The organism is Shewanella japonica (assembly GCF_002075795.1).
Classification (GTDB): domain Bacteria; phylum Pseudomonadota; class Gammaproteobacteria; order Enterobacterales; family Shewanellaceae; genus Shewanella; species Shewanella japonica.
This window is the reverse complement of record NZ_CP020472.1, coordinates 4044709-4061670: the sequence shown is the minus strand read 5'-3', so window position 1 is coordinate 4061670 and position 16962 is coordinate 4044709. Positions and strand designations below refer to the sequence as shown.

The window sequence follows — 16962 nt, the reverse complement described above, 5'->3', positions numbered from 1 at the left end:
AATGCCATGTTAGGCTTATCGGCGCATCGCTTGCTGGCTAGGTTACAACGTCTCTCATTAGAGGCTATAACGCTAAGCTTGTTATGGTGAGGCTGTTATGGAGAGATAGTTATCACTTGCCAGTGTGGTAGCTTCTCATTTAGATCTGGGATGATTTTATCGGCATCGCCACGCAAAACAATAACGGGATTACCTTCAAAAACATGGTTAGCCATGGTTGTTATTGCTTTTGGTGTCAGTGAGTTAAGGGTTTCATGTTGTAATTGCTCAAAGCTAGCCGTTCTACCTAAAAGTAAGTTGTTAATATAACGGCTTTCTTTGCCGTATTTATGGTCGCTTGCCAGTTGTTGTTTACCCATTAAGTAAGTGATCACTGCATTAATTTCAGTCTGTTTAGCTGCTTGATCTTTTAACAACTGAGTATGATCGATTATTCCTTTTAGGAATGCGCCAGAATTCTCTAATGAAGTGCTGCCATAAAAATACAGGTATTGACTTAATGGCGCATCGACACACCGACCGTAAATACCATATGTGAGCCCACGTGTTTCACGTAAATCATAAAATAGCCGCCCTGAGTAACTTCGACCGAGTAATGCTGCGATGGTTTTGCAATCGGTACTATTTTGATTGTGATTTGTGGTGTTGACCAGATCAGGTTTTGCTAACACAAAGCCCACTCGAGCTTGGGTTTGAACAGTATCTTTAGCGTTAATGATAAGAATTGTCTGTGTTGATTGTTTTGTTGCTGAACCAGTGCTGTTGGTAATGATATTTGGTTGTACTTCAGTCAAATTAGGCTGAGTTGTGGCTAACCAAGTTGGCACAAAAATATCAGAGCTGGTTATGACTGCGTTTTGCTTGTTGGCAGAGCTAGTTGAAGTGCTACTCGAAAGGTTATTCAATTGACTATTCAATGGGCTATTCAATTGACTATCCGATGTGCTATTCAAAGAGCTCTGAGCAACACCATGTGTAGCCGAAGTTATTGGAGAGGGGATAAATAAATGCCATTGAAGTTGCTGACGTATTTTGTTGTGTAAAGTTTGCAGTGTCGTGTTATCTAGCTCATTGATTGCAGACTGATTGCGAACATTGAGATTGTAAGGGTGCTGTTGTCCTAATAGCTGCTGGCGAAATGTCGTGTCGATTTCAGAACCAGTAAAAGCACCAATGTGTTTATTAAGTTTCAAGTTGCGTATGACGGTTGCAATATTGATGTCGCTTAGCGCACCTTTTTCCCAAAACTGCCAGAGCTGTTGCTGCAATTGTTGATCGGTTGCGCTGCATTCAATGGTCATTCCTACGCTATGAAGACTGGCTCTTATCTTAATGCTGCTCAAGCAGCTTGCCATTTGTGGTGAGTAGGCGGTTGTATTGGCCATTTCTTCAAGTTTTTGCTTGAAAGCTTCAACTAAAATATCGGGGTGAGTTATCGGTTGCTGGGCTGAAATGCCGATTAAGTATAGTCGATTTAACCCAGAATCATTAACCTCACTTGATAGCCACTGATGAGCGTGAAACTGCTTTGTTAAGGTTATGGTGTGCGGTAACTGATAAGCAACTGGTTTTATAGCTTTAGATTGTGCTTGTTGAGTATCGGCCAATAACTGGGATAAATCGGTTGACGTATTGCTAGCAGAGGTGTGGTTTTCTGGAACGTCAAATGACGGAATGTTCGGCGCTTGCGCTTCGGTAAAGTGAATGGGTGAGTGCTGACAACCTAATGTCATTAATGCCAACATTATCATGCTGCTGATAATAATGAGTTTGGGATGTTTATTTTTTTGTATCAACATTATAGCGCCCAGCCTTCTAGCGTCTCAGCCATTCCTTGGGGTAATACTTCAAGTACGCTTTTACCCCACCGAATGTACCAAGGTGGTAGCAAGTCCACTCGAACTGTTTTATCAAAAAAATACGCTTGGGTAACTCGCGATATATCATCAGGAAGTACTGCTTGAATACGCTGCCATGGCTGCGTTAATGGAGCATTTTTATCTCTATTGGCTGTATTTGATAAGTGTTTAGCAAGTGTTTGCGAGTGCGAAAACTGCTGTAACTGTTGAGATAGTGCTAATGTTTTAAGTTCACATAATTGTTGCTCTGTCATCCCTTTGGCCATGATGTCGGCAAATAGTGAATCAGTTAATTTCTGTAGCTCATTCAGTGAGGTGTTTGCCCGTGGGACGAGAACCAAATTGGTGACGCCGTGATTCTCCATTGTTAATGGAATTGAATAACTGAGCATGTGAGATGGCGATGCTAATGTTTGCTTTGCGAGAGCGCTGCGTAGATTTTGAAATAAATATCCTTGCAGTAAAGAAATAGCTTCATAATCAGCATGTTCTCTTCCAACAGTATGCCAAGCCATAAGGATTGCTGGCCATGGACCACGCTCATCGACGATTTCTGTTTGAATTGCTTTGGCATTAATACTGAGTTGTTCGAAGCTATCATGAGGAATATTTGGTGATGTCCAGCCTGAAAAGTGCTGCTTTACAAGGGCAAGACTGTCCTCTTCTAAATGGCCTACTAAGGATAATTGCATTGCGTCAGGGCGATAGTAACGTTGATGAAATGTCTGTAATGCTGAGGCTGTAGCACTGGTGACGTCCTGTTTACTGCCAATAATCGCATGTGCATAGGGACTGCCTTTTACTTGCGATAATAAAAACTCCATAGCGGGACGTATGTAGGGTTGATTATCAATGCTGGTTGCCATTTCCTCTAAGACAGCACCTTGTTGATTGTTGACTGTTTCAGCTGATAACACTGGGTTAATAAAGCGATCAGCCTCTAAAAATAAACTTAAAGCCAAGGCTTGAGCTGGGATAGTGGCGTAGTAATTGGTGTAATCAAAATGGGTACTGGCATTAAACTGAGCTCCTATTGCACTCATGGTTCTTGGGTAGCTATCTGCTGGTGCATTAAGGCTGCCTTTAAACAGAAGGTGCTCAAATAAGTGTGCATAACCTGATTGTCCACTGGGTTCGTTCCTAGAACCAACATTAAATTGACTGGCAATGGAGACAGTGGCCTGTTCGGGTCTGTGTACTTGTCTCAATATTAATCCGTTATCGAGCTCTGTTAGCGCTATTTGGTTTTCAATATGTTGTAGTTGGTTGATTTGCGACTGAAGCAGACATTGGGAGTTGGCTTGCAGTTGAGGGCTGAGCACGACACTGATAAAAGACATCCCATAAGCAATATATTGTTTAAAACTCGAGCGCTTAGGCGGAATGAAGTCAGGTTGTGTCACTATGTCACCAGCATATTCGTAAATGATGTTGATTAGATTACTTTTATAGCGCTTGTTACTCAAGTTTACTTATTAAGATGGGGAAATAGCAAAAAGCCCAAACGCACTTGAGTGGCACTTGGGCTTTAATCGAGATAGCTGCTGATTTGCTAGTGTTAGTCAGCGCTTAATCACTATTGTTGTTCACACTAACTGTTTAATAATCGTGTCTAATCAGAGTTTTTTGGACTCAATTGTTGCTCATTATGAGCTTGCTGAGCGGTATTGATGCGGGTCGGAATACCAGTACGTTGCTCTAATAAGCGTTTAAGTGTAAATGAATCGGTATCAGCATGCGCCACAATCGCAGTAATTTGTTTGTTTAGGGTTAAAGGGAGTTGCTCATTTGACTCAAACTGCTCAATGGTTTCAGACAGTGGTTGATGAACTTCTAAATAACGATTTCCGTCAGGTTCAACAGTAGCCTTAATCGGTTGGTTAACAAACTCGACTCGTGTGCCTACAGGTACGCTATTAAACAGGTGCTCGATGTCATCTTCTCGAAGTCTGACACAGCCTTGGCTGACTCTCAGGCCAATGCCGAACGAGGCATTAGTGCCATGGACAGCGAATAAATTACCAACGTAGAGCGCGAAAAGCCCCATTGGGTTATCAGGGCCAGCTGGCCAAACATCGGGTAACTCAACGCCTTTTGCTGCGTATATTTCACGTGTTTTTTGAGTAGGAGTCCATGTCGGATTCGCACGCTTGCGGTACACTTGAGTGACCCAATTCTCTGGTGTATCTCGTCCAACTTGACCTATGCCTATAGGTAATACTTCAACAGTGTTGGTCCCTTTAGGGTAGTAATATAAACGCATTTCAGCGCTATTAATCACAATTCCTTTACGAGGCGCATCTGGCAAAATTAACTGATGAGGAATAACCAGCGTGCTACCAGGCTTAGGTAGATATGGGTCGACACCTGGGTTGGCTTCCATCATGTTGCTCAAGCCTAACTGAAACTCAGCAGCAATGGCTTCTAGGGTAAGTTTACCCTCAGGAACCACGTAATACTGGTTTTCACCAATTAATCGACTTTCTTTAGCTGGCAGACGGTATTCAACAGCTGCAGCATTGAGACTCGTTAATAAGACTGATATAGCAATTAAACTGACGCAAAACGACTTAATCATATGGGCGACGGATTCCTAATTTTGTGTACAGTGGTCAATTATTATTAAGTATTAATTTTATACCAAATATATATTAACTAATACTTAATAATTAACCCTTAAAGGGTAACAAGTTTGGCATCCTTGATCATTCTTATACTGATTTCAAGCTAGGTAGTGTTTGAAATCAGTTTTACCCTTACGTTTCTTTTGAATATTAATCACTGATTAAATCCCTTTTTATTTTATGAGTGATTAATCTTTAATTATTTTATTTAAAAGCCTTCCGAGTTTTTATTGATATAAGGAAGGGGTTTCTTTAGTCGGTCTAGTTTTGAATCTTCTATGTAACCACATGTATTGGCAACGGTTTCTATCAATAATATTTTCAATAATCTTGTTACCACGAATCGCATCTTCGAGTTCATTGTCACCAGGGAAATTATCCAGTGGCGGCATGATTTCCATGTGATAACCGCTATCGTCAGCGTTTCGTTCAACGAAAAAAGGCAATACCTTGGCTTTACCAAGTTTAGCTAGGGTCGTTGCACCAGTAATTGTGGCGGCATCTGGTACTGCGTAAAGCGGAATAAATACCGCACTAGAGCGACCAAAATCTTGATCTGCTGTATACCAAATCACATCGGGATTTCGCAGGCTTCTGACCATATTACGAAGATCACGTTTAGGCACAAGACCTTTATTCGAACGTAAGCGGCCATTGACCTGTAAGTACTCCATCACAGGGTTATCATGCGGGCGATAAACCCCGATTCCTGGCTGGAATTGGCCAAACATTCTTGCGCCCATTTCTAATGGTAAACAGTGCACTGCAAACAAGATGACACCATTGCCATTATCTAAGGTGTCACGCACGTGCTGATCGCCTTTCATGGTCATATGACGTTGCACTTTATCATTAGACCACCACCATGCGTTGATGGTATCAAATAAGGCTTTGCCGGTTTCTTCAAAGTTGCGTGTTAATAAAGCTGCTCTTTCTTGCTCTGGCATATCAGGAAAACACAAACTTAAATTTCGCTCTGCTGTGTGCTTTCTACTGCCAGCAAATTTCAACACTAAACGGCCTAACCCTTTACCCATTGCCATTTGCCAACGCAAAGGTAATAGTTGAGTTAGCCTCATTAATCCAACACCTAACCATAGTGGCCAATGTTTAGGATGTAATAAATGAGAACCAAATTGCGCTTTTTCTACCACGGAACACTCACTTTTAAATCAAATTAGTTTCTATTCTAACTTAATTTTATAGCAAAATTAGGTACAATCACCGTTTAATGTCAGCAAAAGAAAAAGTTTACTATGAAGGTATCTCTCCCAGCATTCGAAAAAGCCCGTGTACTAGTTGTCGGTGATGTCATGCTTGACCGCTATTGGGTAGGGCCTACAGGGCGAATTTCACCAGAAGCGCCCGTGCCAGTAGTTAACATTAAAGACATAGAAGACCGTCCAGGTGGTGCTGCAAACGTGGCATTGAATATTGCCGCATTAGGTGGGCAAGTTCAGCTTGCAGGCATTGTTGGTGCCGATGAAACAGCCCAAGCATTGACCGTAGGTGTTCAAGCTCAAGGTGTAGAACCTCGTTGGTTAACTGTTGCCGACAAACCAACCATCACTAAATTACGTATTTTTTCACGTAACCAACAATTAATTCGCCTAGATTTTGAAGAGAAATATAGTTGCGCTGACAGTGATAACTTATTAAACACCAGTGAACCCATCTTAGATAATGTCGATGTACTGGTTTTGTCCGATTATGCTAAAGGCGCAATTGATTCCCCTGTTGATTTTATTGCCAAAGCACGTGCTAAAGGCGTGACCGTATTAGTTGACCCGAAAGGCAGTGATTTTTCTCGTTATCGAGGTGCATCATTATTGACGCCAAACATGAGCGAATTTGAAGCCGTAGTCGGCCCTGTCGTAGATGAGGCGGATCTCATTGCCAAAGCTAAAGGCTTAATTGAACAATTTGAGCTAGGGGCTATTCTAGTCACTCGTTCAGAAAAAGGCATGACGTTAATTAGCCAAGATGAAGCTGAACTACATATCCCTACGGTTGCCCGTGAAGTTTATGATGTGACTGGTGCAGGCGATACAGTGATTTCTGCGTTAGCTAGTTCATTAGCTGCCGGCAGTTCAATGGCACAAGCTTGTTCTATTGCCAATATGGCTGCAGGTGTTGTGGTTGCAAAATTAGGTACTGCAACGGTAAGCCGAATTGAATTGATTGAAGCACTTGCATTAAATCAAGGCGAGTCAGGCTTTGGTGTGGTCTCAGAAGATCAGTTAATGTATGCCCTTGAGCAAGCGAGACTACGTGGTGAAAAAGTGGTCATGACCAATGGTTGTTTTGATATTTTACATGCTGGGCATGTGAGTTATTTACAACAAGCCAAAGCTTTAGGCGATCGTTTAATTGTTGCTGTGAATGACGATGCTTCAGTTAAACGCTTAAAAGGTGAGGGAAGACCGGTCAACCAAGAGGACCGCCGTATGGCAGTGCTTGCAGGTTTAGCGTCTGTTGATTGGGTGATTCCGTTTAGTGAAGACACACCACAACGTGTCATTAGTCGTTTATTACCTGATGCGTTGGTTAAAGGCGGTGATTATAAAGTCGAAGAGATTGCTGGCGGAGCTGAAGTTATGGCAGCTGGTGGAACGGTTGAAATCTTAGGATTTGAAGATGGCGTATCAACCACAGCAATTATCGAAAATATTATGGCTAAAAAGTAGTGAAATTTCTGGCCCTGATTATTGGGCTTAGTTTTTTCAGTGCTATTATTGTTGGCGTTAGTCATAAACAGGCTAACGCTAGCTCATTAAGTCGTGAGAGCTATAATCGTTTCAATCCCCTTTCTTACCCCAGCGATTCTTCTCTATATTCAATCGGCCAAATACATCAACTGACTGATAAACAAGCGCTTATTTGTCCAATTGCTCATTATGTTTCTTGCATAAAGCAGCTACCCGCGAGAGTGTCTGCACAATTGCCTTTACGTCAGTCGGTATCACAAAGCTTGGGTCTTAAAACTGCGATGGTAATGCCAGTCGTTGATCAAGTTATTGCAGGTATCGTGGTGATAAATGACAAGCTGCCAGTGGTTAATCAAAGTGTGGCACTCAACGGTCAAGCGTATCAATTTAACCTTGAGCAACAAACTCAACTTACTTTGTGGCATGAGCTAGGGCACCTTGAAAATATTTCGCTGCAAGAGAGTCATTCATTGCAGCCATTAACCCCTTACCAGCACGAATGGCTTGCTGATTACTACTTAGCGTGGCGCTTAGCTCATGAGTCTGGAAGTGTGTCACTGATTTGGCAGCAGTTGCATAGGCGCAATATTGCTGTGATGAATACCACTGGTAATATTGGCCATTGGAGCTCTCCACAATTATTGTGGCTACTAAATCGCTATGAAGTTGATGATATTATTGCTTTTGAACAATATGCTGACTTCATCGCTGATGCTTATCCCCACGCGCCGCAAATCAATGACACCGAAATGGATGAAATATCAAGCCTGATGCAACGCACATTTGGCCGTGGCGCCGTTCAAGCTTTGCCGCATTATATGTTTTGGCAACAGCAGCGTTTAATTGAAGTATTACATCCGACGTTAGTGCACCTGATGGGAGCGGAACTTGCTAATGCGTGGCTTATTCAGCAGTTCTCAGAAGCCGAAAAGGTTATAAGCACTGATGAGTAAAACTGTCAGGTTTGAACCATGATGAAAATGTTTCAGTTAGCGTAGACTGTTGTCATGAATATTTACATTTCAATCTGAAACGCTTTCAAATAGTGTTTACCGCTAGCTAAATTATTAAAAGCCTTATTATTGACTGACGCAGTGGCTATTTCTGTAAGATTAATTGGTGATATGTTTGCTCTTTAGCCAATGTTAAAATCCATAGTTAAAGTGCGTGTTAATAAATTGTACTTTTTAAAAAGACAAGCTAGATAAACATTTGATAGGCTATGCAAAATTTCATTTCATTGAGGTAGTTACTAGAAATAGTAACGATATTTTTGTATGGCAAAGCGTTCTAGAATCGATACTGAAATCACCATAAAATTGATTTTAGATGAGGCGTTTGAGCAAATCCTGACAATTGGGTTTGAAAACATGTCTTATACATCGTTATCAAATGCTACAGGTATCAGCCGTACAGGAATTAGCCATCATTTTCCCCGAAAGGCAGACTTTCTTTCGTGTTTAGATTCACGTATTTCAGCTCGTTTTTGCGAAGGGTTAGATTTTAGTTCTGTGCAATTACTTGAGTCTTCATGGCGACATTTTATTAGTCAAGATCACGCTAAAGCCGTCCTTAAATTGTTTTTTAGTTTGTGTGCTTCTAACCAGCAAATTCAGGGGCGCTTCAACACAGTTAACGATATTCGTTATAAAGCGCTGATGAGATTAGGTGATGAAGGTGGCTTTTGCATTGATAGGTTAATTGGTCAAAGCGCTGTGACCATGTTTAGTGCACAAACTGAAGAAGCTGTAGCGGCTTAAAACCTCATAAAGGCTCGTCATTGTCTTTTCCCTGCGCCATAAAGCTGCGCAGGGTAGGTCATCAAAAAACTTAGAAATGCCACTGTACATAGATGGTGTTGTAGTTACTGCCACCTTTAATGCGCCCGAAAGCTGAGCTTGTTTCGAAAATTCCTGAACGATGATGAATACTGTAACCTAGCCATGCATTTTGTAATGGCGCATGGTTAAATACATCGCCTAGATTGACGTCAAATGAGAAGTCTAAATAATTAAGTAACTTTGATGGTCGGTAATCTTTTTCATCTAACTCACTGCCTTCAATGTAGGTGACATCAGACACATAAGACAAGCCTTCTGCAACACCAAGGCGGAAGCGCCAGCCTAAATCAAAGGTATAGAATGCCTTAACTCCGATGACACCTTCAGCTAAATTGTCTTGCACTTCAGAATCATGATGCCAAACACCACCCGCAGTAAAATAAAGATCAATTGGGAGTGTGAATAAATTGTCTGTTAAGGGTATGCCATAAAATAACGACGTCATTTGGTTGTTATAACGGTCACCTTTTGCATTGCCTGTTAGGATATCATTTAAGTTTGAAGGCGTGGCCCAACCGTGCGCGACCCTTAAAAACTCACCACTTTCCTTAGGTATTGGGTTGGTATTAGGTCGTTTAGCATCGGGGTAAAAACCAAAACCGAAGAAGGATTCTAATTGATATTGGTTTTCGATTGTCGGTAAATCATAAATATCATCTTCAAGGCGCGTGACGCCAAAGTTGGCAAGCAAGTATAGGTTACTGGCAAGGTGGTAACGGGTATTTAACCCTGCAGAAAACGCTAGACCTGCACCAGGATCAATTTGATCTAGCCCGTAATAGTGCTCATTAAATGAATCACCTTTCCATTGAAATTCTGCATATGGGTTTAATTGCCAATCACCCGCCGTCCAGTGATATTGTGTTCGAGTATAGGCGTAATAGCGTTTATCTCCATCACTTAAAAAGGCAACATCTGCTTCTAGTCCATCTTTTTGAAAGCGATATTGCACACCAAAATCAAACGCATCTGATTGAGTTTGATTTTGATATTCTTGAGGAATATCGACAAAACGAAATCGAGTATATAAATTGACTTGATGTTCTTGATGACTCCACAAATGGACACCGGCTTCTAAACCATCAATAAAAAAGTAATCATTTTCAAACTCGATTAATGGCATGACATCCGTAACAACATCTGCTTCAGTTGCGTAAGGAATATCAGCGCGACGCATGCCAATGCCGACTCCCCATGTTGAAGGAAAGTATTTTTCTGACTCGCTTTCTTGTGTCTTGCTCGTTTGAGTTGTATTTGTAGATGTAGCCGTTGAAGGGCTATTATCACTGGCATAAGACATCAAAGGGCTAGTGCATAATAAGATCGCACATAAGCGAGAGAAGTTAGACATAGTTCTTTAATACCAATAATAATGGAGTAATGGACTTTACAAACCACTTACAAATTGTTTAGTGGCTAACAGATGTATTTTATTGAATATTAGTGGATTATAGCATGACGTTTTTTAAAGTAATCAGTCCCCGGCTTTTTTTGTAGCAAACTGTTAACTTCTTTTGTTACTGATGAAATTGATTAGCGAATCGATTGAATAAGGGTTTTGGGTTGTTGCCAAAAAGAATAGTTATGTTTTCCTGCTTGTTTAATGCCGTACATGGCATTATCAGCTTGCTCACAAACTTCAGCAAAAGTGTCGTGTTTTGCAAAGCAACTAATGCCGATACTTAAGCCTAATGATACCGACTTTTCTTCTATAGTGACGTTCTGCTTGTAATGATTCACTAATGACCCTGCCAAAATACTAATGAGTTCATATTCTGAAATCGCTGTGATAATGACAAACTCATCTCCACCAATTCTAGCAATGCTCACTTGTTTACTCGCTAATAGCTTATCAGCATAGTGTTGCAGGGTTTGGCTTATATTGATTAGCGCTAGGTCACCAAATCGGTGGCCATGATGATCATTGATCATTTTAAAATTATCAACGTCAATAAATAACAAGGTTCCAGAGTCAAAGTTGGCATCGTGTTGTAAGGATTTGAACGCTTTTTTAGCTGCGTTTCGATTGAGTAAATCAGTAAGCGGATCGCGATGCGCCAGTCTGGCTAAATCGAGTTGGTAACGTTTTTCTTGGGTGATATCGATGTGGGTGCCGAGGATTTTTAACGGTTTACCATCTGATGTGTATTCCACAATTCTGCCACGATCAGAAACCCATCGTACGCTTCCATCTTTGTGGATCATTCGATGTACGGCTTGGTACACGTCTTCTTTGCCTTCAATATGATCTTCAAAAGCTTTAATGACCCAGTCTTTATCATCTGGATGCAAACTTCCTTTCCAACTTTCCATATTCGCGGCATATTCTTCACGGGTGTAACCCAGTAATGACCCCCACTCTTGATTATAGATAAGTAAATCACCAGAAGGGACGTGTTGCTCCCACAAACACAACCCTGTGCCGTCAAGCGTTGCTGAAAGCTGCTGTTGCAAGTGAATGTTATGTTGTTTTAGGGCTTCATTTTCGCGCGTTAACCGCTCTATTTCTGCTGCTAATGCACTGAGTTGCGAAGCTTGGGTATCCATATGGGTCAATCATCCGTGTTCGTCAGAAAAGAACTCAATCTACTTTTGTACTTTTTTTAGCCTAAATAGTCAATTGTGTAATTTTGTAAGCTAAAGATTGATGAATCGATAATGCTATCGCATTTATTGTACTCTTCAAGGTGTGTGTTTTAGGTGTTTTATTGAGCATGTTGAAAATAACTCAAGATAATAATGGCTTATAAACTGTCTTAATCTAAGGTTTCGGGTGTGGAGTGTCCTTGTTGACAAGTATTTCACGAATTAAAGCGAATGAGTTTTACTGTTATTGTTTTAGGAAATACTCATTTATTGTCGTTATTTTTAAGCTTTGATTTTATTTCAGCCATAAAAAAAGGCCACATCGTGGCCTTTTCATTAGAGAGGTTGGGTTAATCAGCTTCTTTTAAGCTCGCTGTTAACTCAACGATGCCTTTTTTACCATCGCCGAATAACATTAATGAGTTATCCATAGCGAACAGTGGGTTAGGTAACCCAGCGAAACCTGGACTTAATGAACGCTTAATCACCACAACGGTTCTGGCTTTATCAACGTTTAGAATCGGCATGCCATAAATCGGGCTTCCTTTATCTTCACGCGCCATAGGGTTGGTGACGTCGTTTGCACCGATGACGATGGCCACATCAGTTTGTTCAAACTGTGGGTTAATTTCGTCCATTTCGATTAGCTGATCGTAAGGTACTTCAGCTTCTGCAAGCAATACGTTCATGTGACCTGGCATTCGGCCAGCAACTGGGTGAATTGCATACTTCACATCGGTTCCGCGGCTTTGGAGAACATTGGCAAGTTCTCTTACAGCATGCTGTGCTTGCGCCATAGCTAGGCCGTAGCCAGGGACAATGACCACACGCTCAGCCGTTTCTAACATCATGGCGATTTCATCTGGCGAAGTTGATTTGACTTTACCTGCGTAGATTTCATCTGCATCAACTTTTTCACCGCCTTCAGCCATGACACCAAATAATACGTTAAACAATGAACGGTTCATTGCTTTACACATAATTTGAGTCAAGATGATGCCAGAAGCCCCGACTAAAGAACCTGACACAATCAATACTGTATTACCGGTGATGAAACCGGTTGTGGCAGCAGCAATACCAGAGTAAGAGTTCAATAGTGCAATGACGACTGGCATATCTGCGCCGCCAATAGGGACAACAAGCAGCACACCTAGCACAACCGCAACAGCAACTAATGCATACATTAAACTAGTGTTAGTTGGGTCCATTACAATGGCAACAGCGAGCGCAAGTGCACTGATCAGCAAGATGACATTTAATGGTTTATTACCTGGGACTTTAATTGGGTTACCCGAAATCAGTTCTTGTAACTTTGCAAAAGCGACAAATGAACCCGACAGGGTGACAGAGCCAATAATAATTGTTGCACCAATTGAAATTAGTGCCACGGTATTGGTCGCTGCTGCAGGGTCTAGGAAGCTTGCCGCAGCGATTGCTAGCGAGGCACCACCACCAAAACCATTCAGTAAAGCAACCATTTGAGGCATGTCAGTGACTTTAATTTTAGTTGCCATCACTGCGCCGATTGTTCCACCTAATAACACCCCTGCGATGATCCATTCATAGCTAAGAATGCTTTGATCAAATAAGGTGACTACAACGGCAATAAACATCCCCATCGCCGAGAGCTGATTACCACGTACTGCAGTACGTGGTTTAGTTAACCCTTTAATACCTAAGATAAATAAGACTGCGGCAACAAGGTAAGCTAAATATATAAATGTTGTCATTGAGTCTATTTCCTTTTGAACATGGCAAGCATACGGTTAGTGACCATATAGCCGCCTACCACGTTAATTGTTGCTAATACCACGGCAATAAAACCAAGGACATTAACCATAATTCCTGCCCCAGAACCAGCAGAAAGTAACGCACCAACTAAAGAGATACCAGAAATGGCATTGGAACCTGACATTAAAGGAGTATGTAAGGTTGGTGGCACTTTAGTGATGAGTTCTACACCTAAAAATACTGCGACGACGAATAGTGTCAGTAAAAGTAATAGTGTCATATCCATTATGCTGTCTCCTCAGACGGTGACTCAGGCGCTGTGAGTGGAGCTAAATTCAGTAACTCTCTCAGGCGAGCGCTACTCACATCATTACCATGAGCAACAACCGTATCTCGTACAATTTCATCTTCAAAATCAAGAACCAATTCACCTTCATTATTAATCAGTAAATTCAGTAGGTTCTCAACGTTTTTGCCGTACATTTGACTCGCATGATTTGCCGCAGTGCTTGGTACATTTGAAGGGCCTAAAATCATTACGCCGTTATGCATAATCACTTCATCAACCTGGGTTAACTCGCAGTTACCACCACTTTCAGCGGCGAGATCTACAATGATAGTTCCGCTTTTCATGCCATCGACCATTTCTTTAGTGATGAGCACAGGGGCTTTACGACCAGGAATGGCAGCTGTGGTGATGACGATATCTTGCTGGGCAAGTACATTAGCCATGGCTTGTTGCTGACGTTTTAAGAGGTCATCACTTTGCTCTGTGGCATACCCGCCTTTGGTTTCAGTGTTTTCTGCTTCGATATCCAGCTCAACAGGCTTTGCTCCAACAGAGATAATTTGCTCTCTAGCTGCAGGGCGAATATCGTAAGCTTCTACAACTGCACCTAAACGTTTTGCCGTCGCACAAGCTTGAAGACCTGCCACGCCCACACCCATAATGAATGCACGAGACGGCTTTAATGTGCCTGCTGCTGTCATCATCATAGGGAATAAACGCGGCGCTTTATGGGCTGCAAGTAATACAGCTTTGTAACCTGAAATGGTTGCCATTGATGATAATACATCCATGCTTTGAGCACGGGTAATACGTGGGATCAGCTCAAGTGCGATTGCACTGCCACCTGTATTTGCAATCGTTTGGGCGTTTTGTGGATTTACCAGTGGATCCATCATCCCTATAACCAATTGATGTGGTTTTAATACCGCACTAATTTCATCAAATTGATCACCCTTACAGTTTACCACTGTAATGATATCGGCTTCAGTGAGTAAGGCTTCTCGTGAAGAAGCTATCGTGGCTCCAACCTTGACGTAATCGTCATCGGTAAAGCCTGCTTGTAGTCCAGCGCCTGATTCTACGATCACTTGTAGCTGTTTTTTCATTAAAATGGTCACGTTGGCAGGGATTAACGCAACACGTTGCTCACCTGAGTGACTCTCTTTCGGTAGACCTAATTTCAAAAGGACAACCTCTTAGTTATATGTAGGGAAGGGTCGGGTCGTTTTAGTACTTCATCGTGCTTAACACTGCCATCGCTAACAGTGATGAGTAAGAAACAATTCTAGTACCATAATTTTTAACGTGCATCATTCTGGCAAGTCTTAGGTTTGATACAAGTAAAGAATGCGTGAAATCTCATTTTTACGGAGGTCTGACCTAAAAGTTTGCGCTACACCACACTTTTGTAGCTTAAAAAATCGCCTTTGCATATTCCTTAATGGAATAAAAAAGCAATTTTTATTATTTTTTGGTTGTAAGGATTAGGAGTAGTCTGATGACATTAAACTGTTATAGGGCCATCTTCTAATGTTGTTAAAAGAACTTTCTTCATTTGCTTCACCATTGTCTGAAGGACAAGTGGATAAGCTAAAGCAGCTCACTTCTGAGTTATCTGCGACACAATTAGCTTGGGTAAGTGGCTATTTAGCAGCGACCGCTAATCAAGGACAGGTTGCACAAATACCAGAGGCTGCTCCTGCTCAAACGGTCACAATTTTATATGGTAGCCAAACTGGTAACGGCAAAGGCATCGCAACGACATTGGCTGCGCAAGCTAGCGCAAAAGGTTTTGCTGTTAACCTAGCCTCTATGGCTGACTACAAAGTTCGTCAACTTAAACAAGAAACCATTTTGATTGCAGTGGTCAGCACCCATGGTGAAGGTGAAGCGCCAGATGATGCCATTGAGTTGCATAAATTCTTAGCATCGAAGCGTGCGCCAAAGCTAGAGCAATTGAATTTTTCTGTGCTTGCTTTAGGTGATACCAGTTATGAATTTTTCTGCCAGACAGGTAAGGACTTCAGTGAGCGTTTAACTGCATTAGGCGCCAAAGAGTTATTGCCTATTGTTGAGTGTGATGTGGACTATGAAGACGCTGCTGAAAACTGGCAAGAGCAAGTATTAACTGCCGTTGAACCCTTAGTACAAGCAAGTGGCGCAAGTGTCGTATCAATTGATACTGCAAAATCTTCTGCAGAAAGTGAATACACCAAGCAGCAGCCTTATGAAGCAGAAATACTGGTTAGTCAAAAATTAACCGGACGAGATTCTGATAGAGATGTTCGTCATGTAGAGATTGATTTAGGTGAATCGGGTATACGTTATGAAGCTGGTGATGCACTAGGTATCTGGTTTACCAATAGCTCAGGTTTAGTCAACGAGGTCATAACGGGCCTTTCGTTAGATGCTAACGCTGAAGTGACAGTAAGCAAGCAAACGCTAACCCTTGAGCAAGCTTTACTTGAAAAGAAAGAACTGACGCAACTTTATCCTGGACTTGTTACCGCATGGGCAGAGTTAGCTGGCAATGACGCATTAACAGCTATTGCAGCAGATAAAGAACAAACACGACAGTTTGTATTAGGTCATCAATTAGCCGATTTAATTACCCAATATCCAGTGACCATTGATGCTGACAAATTGGTTGCCTTATTGCGTCCTTTAACGCCTCGTTTGTATTCAATTGCTTCTAGCCAAGCTGAAGTTGAAAGTGAAGTGCATTTAACTGTGGCATTAGTTGAGGATGAAAGAGAAGGACAAACTCGTTTTGGCGGTGCATCTCACTTCTTGGCGTCTGCTGAAGAAGGACAAACAGTTAAGGTTTATGTCGAGCCTAACAAGCACTTTAGATTGCCTGAAAGCAATGACACTCCCGTTATTATGGTGGGCCCTGGAACGGGTGTTGCGCCTTTCAGAGCATTTATGCAACAGCGTGCTGCTGACGGTGTTGAAAGCGATAGCTGGTTATTCTTTGGTAATCCGCATTTTGAGCAAGACTTCTTATATCAAGTTGAATGGCAACAATACCTTAAGTCTGGTGAGCTAAGCCGATTAGATGTGGCATTTTCTCGCGACCAAGCTGAAAAAGTATATGTGCAGCATCGTATTGCTGAGCAAGGTGAAACCCTATGGAACTGGTTACAAAATGGTGCCCATTTCTATATTTGTGGTGATGCTGAGCGTATGGCCAAAGATGTTCATCAAGCCTTGATAAACCTTGCAATTGAGCACGGTGGTTTAGATGAAGCAGGTGCCGAAAATTATTTAGAAGAATTACGTAGCGCCAAACGTTATCAAAAAGACGTTTACTAATTGCCATAA

Annotated in this window: 13 protein-coding genes; 4 read left to right on the top strand and 9 right to left on the bottom strand. The window is 41.7% G+C overall.

Going from position 1 to position 16962, the window contains the following annotated elements; genetic code table 11:
- Positions 1–95: 95 nt before the first annotated feature.
- The 4 genes from SJ2017_RS17395 to SJ2017_RS17380 all read right to left on the bottom strand — a co-directional run bounded on the left by SJ2017_RS17395 (position 96) and on the right by SJ2017_RS17380 (position 5637).
- On the bottom strand, positions 96–1799 hold the full coding sequence (locus tag SJ2017_RS17395; protein ID WP_080916636.1) for an insulinase family protein: 1704 nt from the start codon (positions 1797–1799) through the stop codon (positions 96–98).
- Positions 1799–3262 (bottom strand): M16 family metallopeptidase, encoded by a 1464-nt coding sequence (locus SJ2017_RS17390; RefSeq protein ID WP_244899720.1) that lies wholly within the window; start codon positions 3260–3262, stop codon positions 1799–1801. Before SJ2017_RS17390 ends, SJ2017_RS17395 begins: the two co-directional genes overlap by 1 nt.
- 209 nt (positions 3263–3471) lie before the next feature.
- Positions 3472–4437 carry a L,D-transpeptidase family protein gene (locus tag SJ2017_RS17385; protein WP_080916635.1) on the bottom strand — a complete coding sequence of 322 codons (966 nt, stop codon included), beginning with the start codon at positions 4435–4437 and terminating at the stop codon, positions 3472–3474.
- 273 nt (positions 4438–4710) lie between these two features.
- The gene (locus SJ2017_RS17380) at positions 4711–5637 is read right to left on the bottom strand and encodes an LpxL/LpxP family Kdo(2)-lipid IV(A) lauroyl/palmitoleoyl acyltransferase (RefSeq protein ID WP_080916633.1); all 927 of its coding nucleotides are present in this window, start codon (positions 5635–5637) and stop codon (positions 4711–4713) included.
- A 102-nt stretch (positions 5638–5739) separates the two neighbouring features.
- Between SJ2017_RS17380 and hldE the strand changes: the two genes are divergently transcribed.
- The 3 genes from hldE to SJ2017_RS17365 all read left to right on the top strand — a co-directional run bounded on the left by hldE (position 5740) and on the right by SJ2017_RS17365 (position 8951).
- Entirely contained in the window at positions 5740–7170 is a 1431-nt protein-coding gene (gene hldE, locus SJ2017_RS17375; protein WP_080916632.1) for a bifunctional D-glycero-beta-D-manno-heptose-7-phosphate kinase/D-glycero-beta-D-manno-heptose 1-phosphate adenylyltransferase HldE, read from the top strand.
- On the top strand, positions 7170–8144 hold the full coding sequence (locus SJ2017_RS17370) for a hypothetical protein (protein WP_080916630.1): 975 nt from the start codon (positions 7170–7172) through the stop codon (positions 8142–8144). The genes hldE and SJ2017_RS17370 overlap by 1 nt, the downstream gene beginning before the upstream one ends.
- A 324-nt stretch (positions 8145–8468) precedes the next feature.
- Positions 8469–8951: a TetR family transcriptional regulator gene (locus SJ2017_RS17365; RefSeq protein WP_055025124.1), complete on the top strand. Its 483-nt coding sequence runs from the start codon at positions 8469–8471 to the stop codon at positions 8949–8951.
- Positions 8952–9021: 70 nt separating this feature from the next.
- Here SJ2017_RS17365 and SJ2017_RS17360 read toward each other — a convergent pair whose 3' ends face one another.
- From SJ2017_RS17360 to SJ2017_RS17340, 5 genes are all read right to left on the bottom strand, one after another.
- A complete protein-coding gene (locus SJ2017_RS17360; protein WP_080916629.1) occupies positions 9022–10383 on the bottom strand; it encodes a MipA/OmpV family protein in 1362 nt (453 codons plus the stop codon).
- Positions 10384–10565: 182 nt separating this feature from the next.
- On the bottom strand, positions 10566–11579 hold the full coding sequence (locus tag SJ2017_RS17355; protein WP_080916627.1) for a sensor domain-containing diguanylate cyclase: 1014 nt from the start codon (positions 11577–11579) through the stop codon (positions 10566–10568).
- A gap of 389 nt (positions 11580–11968) precedes the next feature.
- On the bottom strand, positions 11969–13348 hold the full coding sequence (locus SJ2017_RS17350; RefSeq protein WP_055025127.1) for an NAD(P)(+) transhydrogenase (Re/Si-specific) subunit beta: 1380 nt from the start codon (positions 13346–13348) through the stop codon (positions 11969–11971).
- A gap of 5 nt (positions 13349–13353) precedes the next feature.
- Complete coding sequence (locus tag SJ2017_RS17345) at positions 13354–13629, bottom strand: NAD(P) transhydrogenase subunit alpha part 2 (protein WP_055025191.1); 276 nt, start codon at positions 13627–13629, stop codon at positions 13354–13356.
- A gap of 5 nt (positions 13630–13634) precedes the next feature.
- Positions 13635–14822 (bottom strand): NAD(P) transhydrogenase subunit alpha, encoded by a 1188-nt coding sequence (locus tag SJ2017_RS17340; RefSeq protein WP_080916626.1) that lies wholly within the window; start codon positions 14820–14822, stop codon positions 13635–13637.
- 346 nt (positions 14823–15168) lie between these two features.
- Here SJ2017_RS17340 and SJ2017_RS17335 point away from each other — a divergent pair, with 346 nt between their 5' ends.
- Entirely contained in the window at positions 15169–16953 is a 1785-nt protein-coding gene (locus SJ2017_RS17335; protein ID WP_080916624.1) for an assimilatory sulfite reductase (NADPH) flavoprotein subunit, read from the top strand.
- Positions 16954–16962: the final 9 nt, after the last annotated feature.

Bases quoted from the DNA above. Each gene is read 5' to 3' on its own strand.
- SJ2017_RS17360 (WP_080916629.1), bottom strand. From the start codon at position 10,383: ATGTCTAACTTCTCTCGCTTATGTGCGATCTTATTATGCACTAGCCCT.
- SJ2017_RS17365 (WP_055025124.1), top strand. From the start codon at position 8,469: ATGGCAAAGCGTTCTAGAATCGATACTGAAATCACCATAAAATTGATT.
- SJ2017_RS17350 (WP_055025127.1), bottom strand. From the start codon at position 13,348: ATGACAACATTTATATATTTAGCTTACCTTGTTGCCGCAGTCTTATTT.
- SJ2017_RS17345 (WP_055025191.1), bottom strand. From the start codon at position 13,629: ATGACACTATTACTTTTACTGACACTATTCGTCGTCGCAGTATTTTTA.
- SJ2017_RS17355 (WP_080916627.1), bottom strand. From the start codon at position 11,579: ATGGATACCCAAGCTTCGCAACTCAGTGCATTAGCAGCAGAAATAGAG.
- hldE (WP_080916632.1), top strand. From the start codon at position 5,740: ATGAAGGTATCTCTCCCAGCATTCGAAAAAGCCCGTGTACTAGTTGTC.
- SJ2017_RS17385 (WP_080916635.1), bottom strand. From the start codon at position 4,437: ATGATTAAGTCGTTTTGCGTCAGTTTAATTGCTATATCAGTCTTATTA.
- SJ2017_RS17395 (WP_080916636.1), bottom strand. From the start codon at position 1,799: ATGTTGATACAAAAAAATAAACATCCCAAACTCATTATTATCAGCAGC.
- SJ2017_RS17335 (WP_080916624.1), top strand. From the start codon at position 15,169: ATGTTGTTAAAAGAACTTTCTTCATTTGCTTCACCATTGTCTGAAGGA.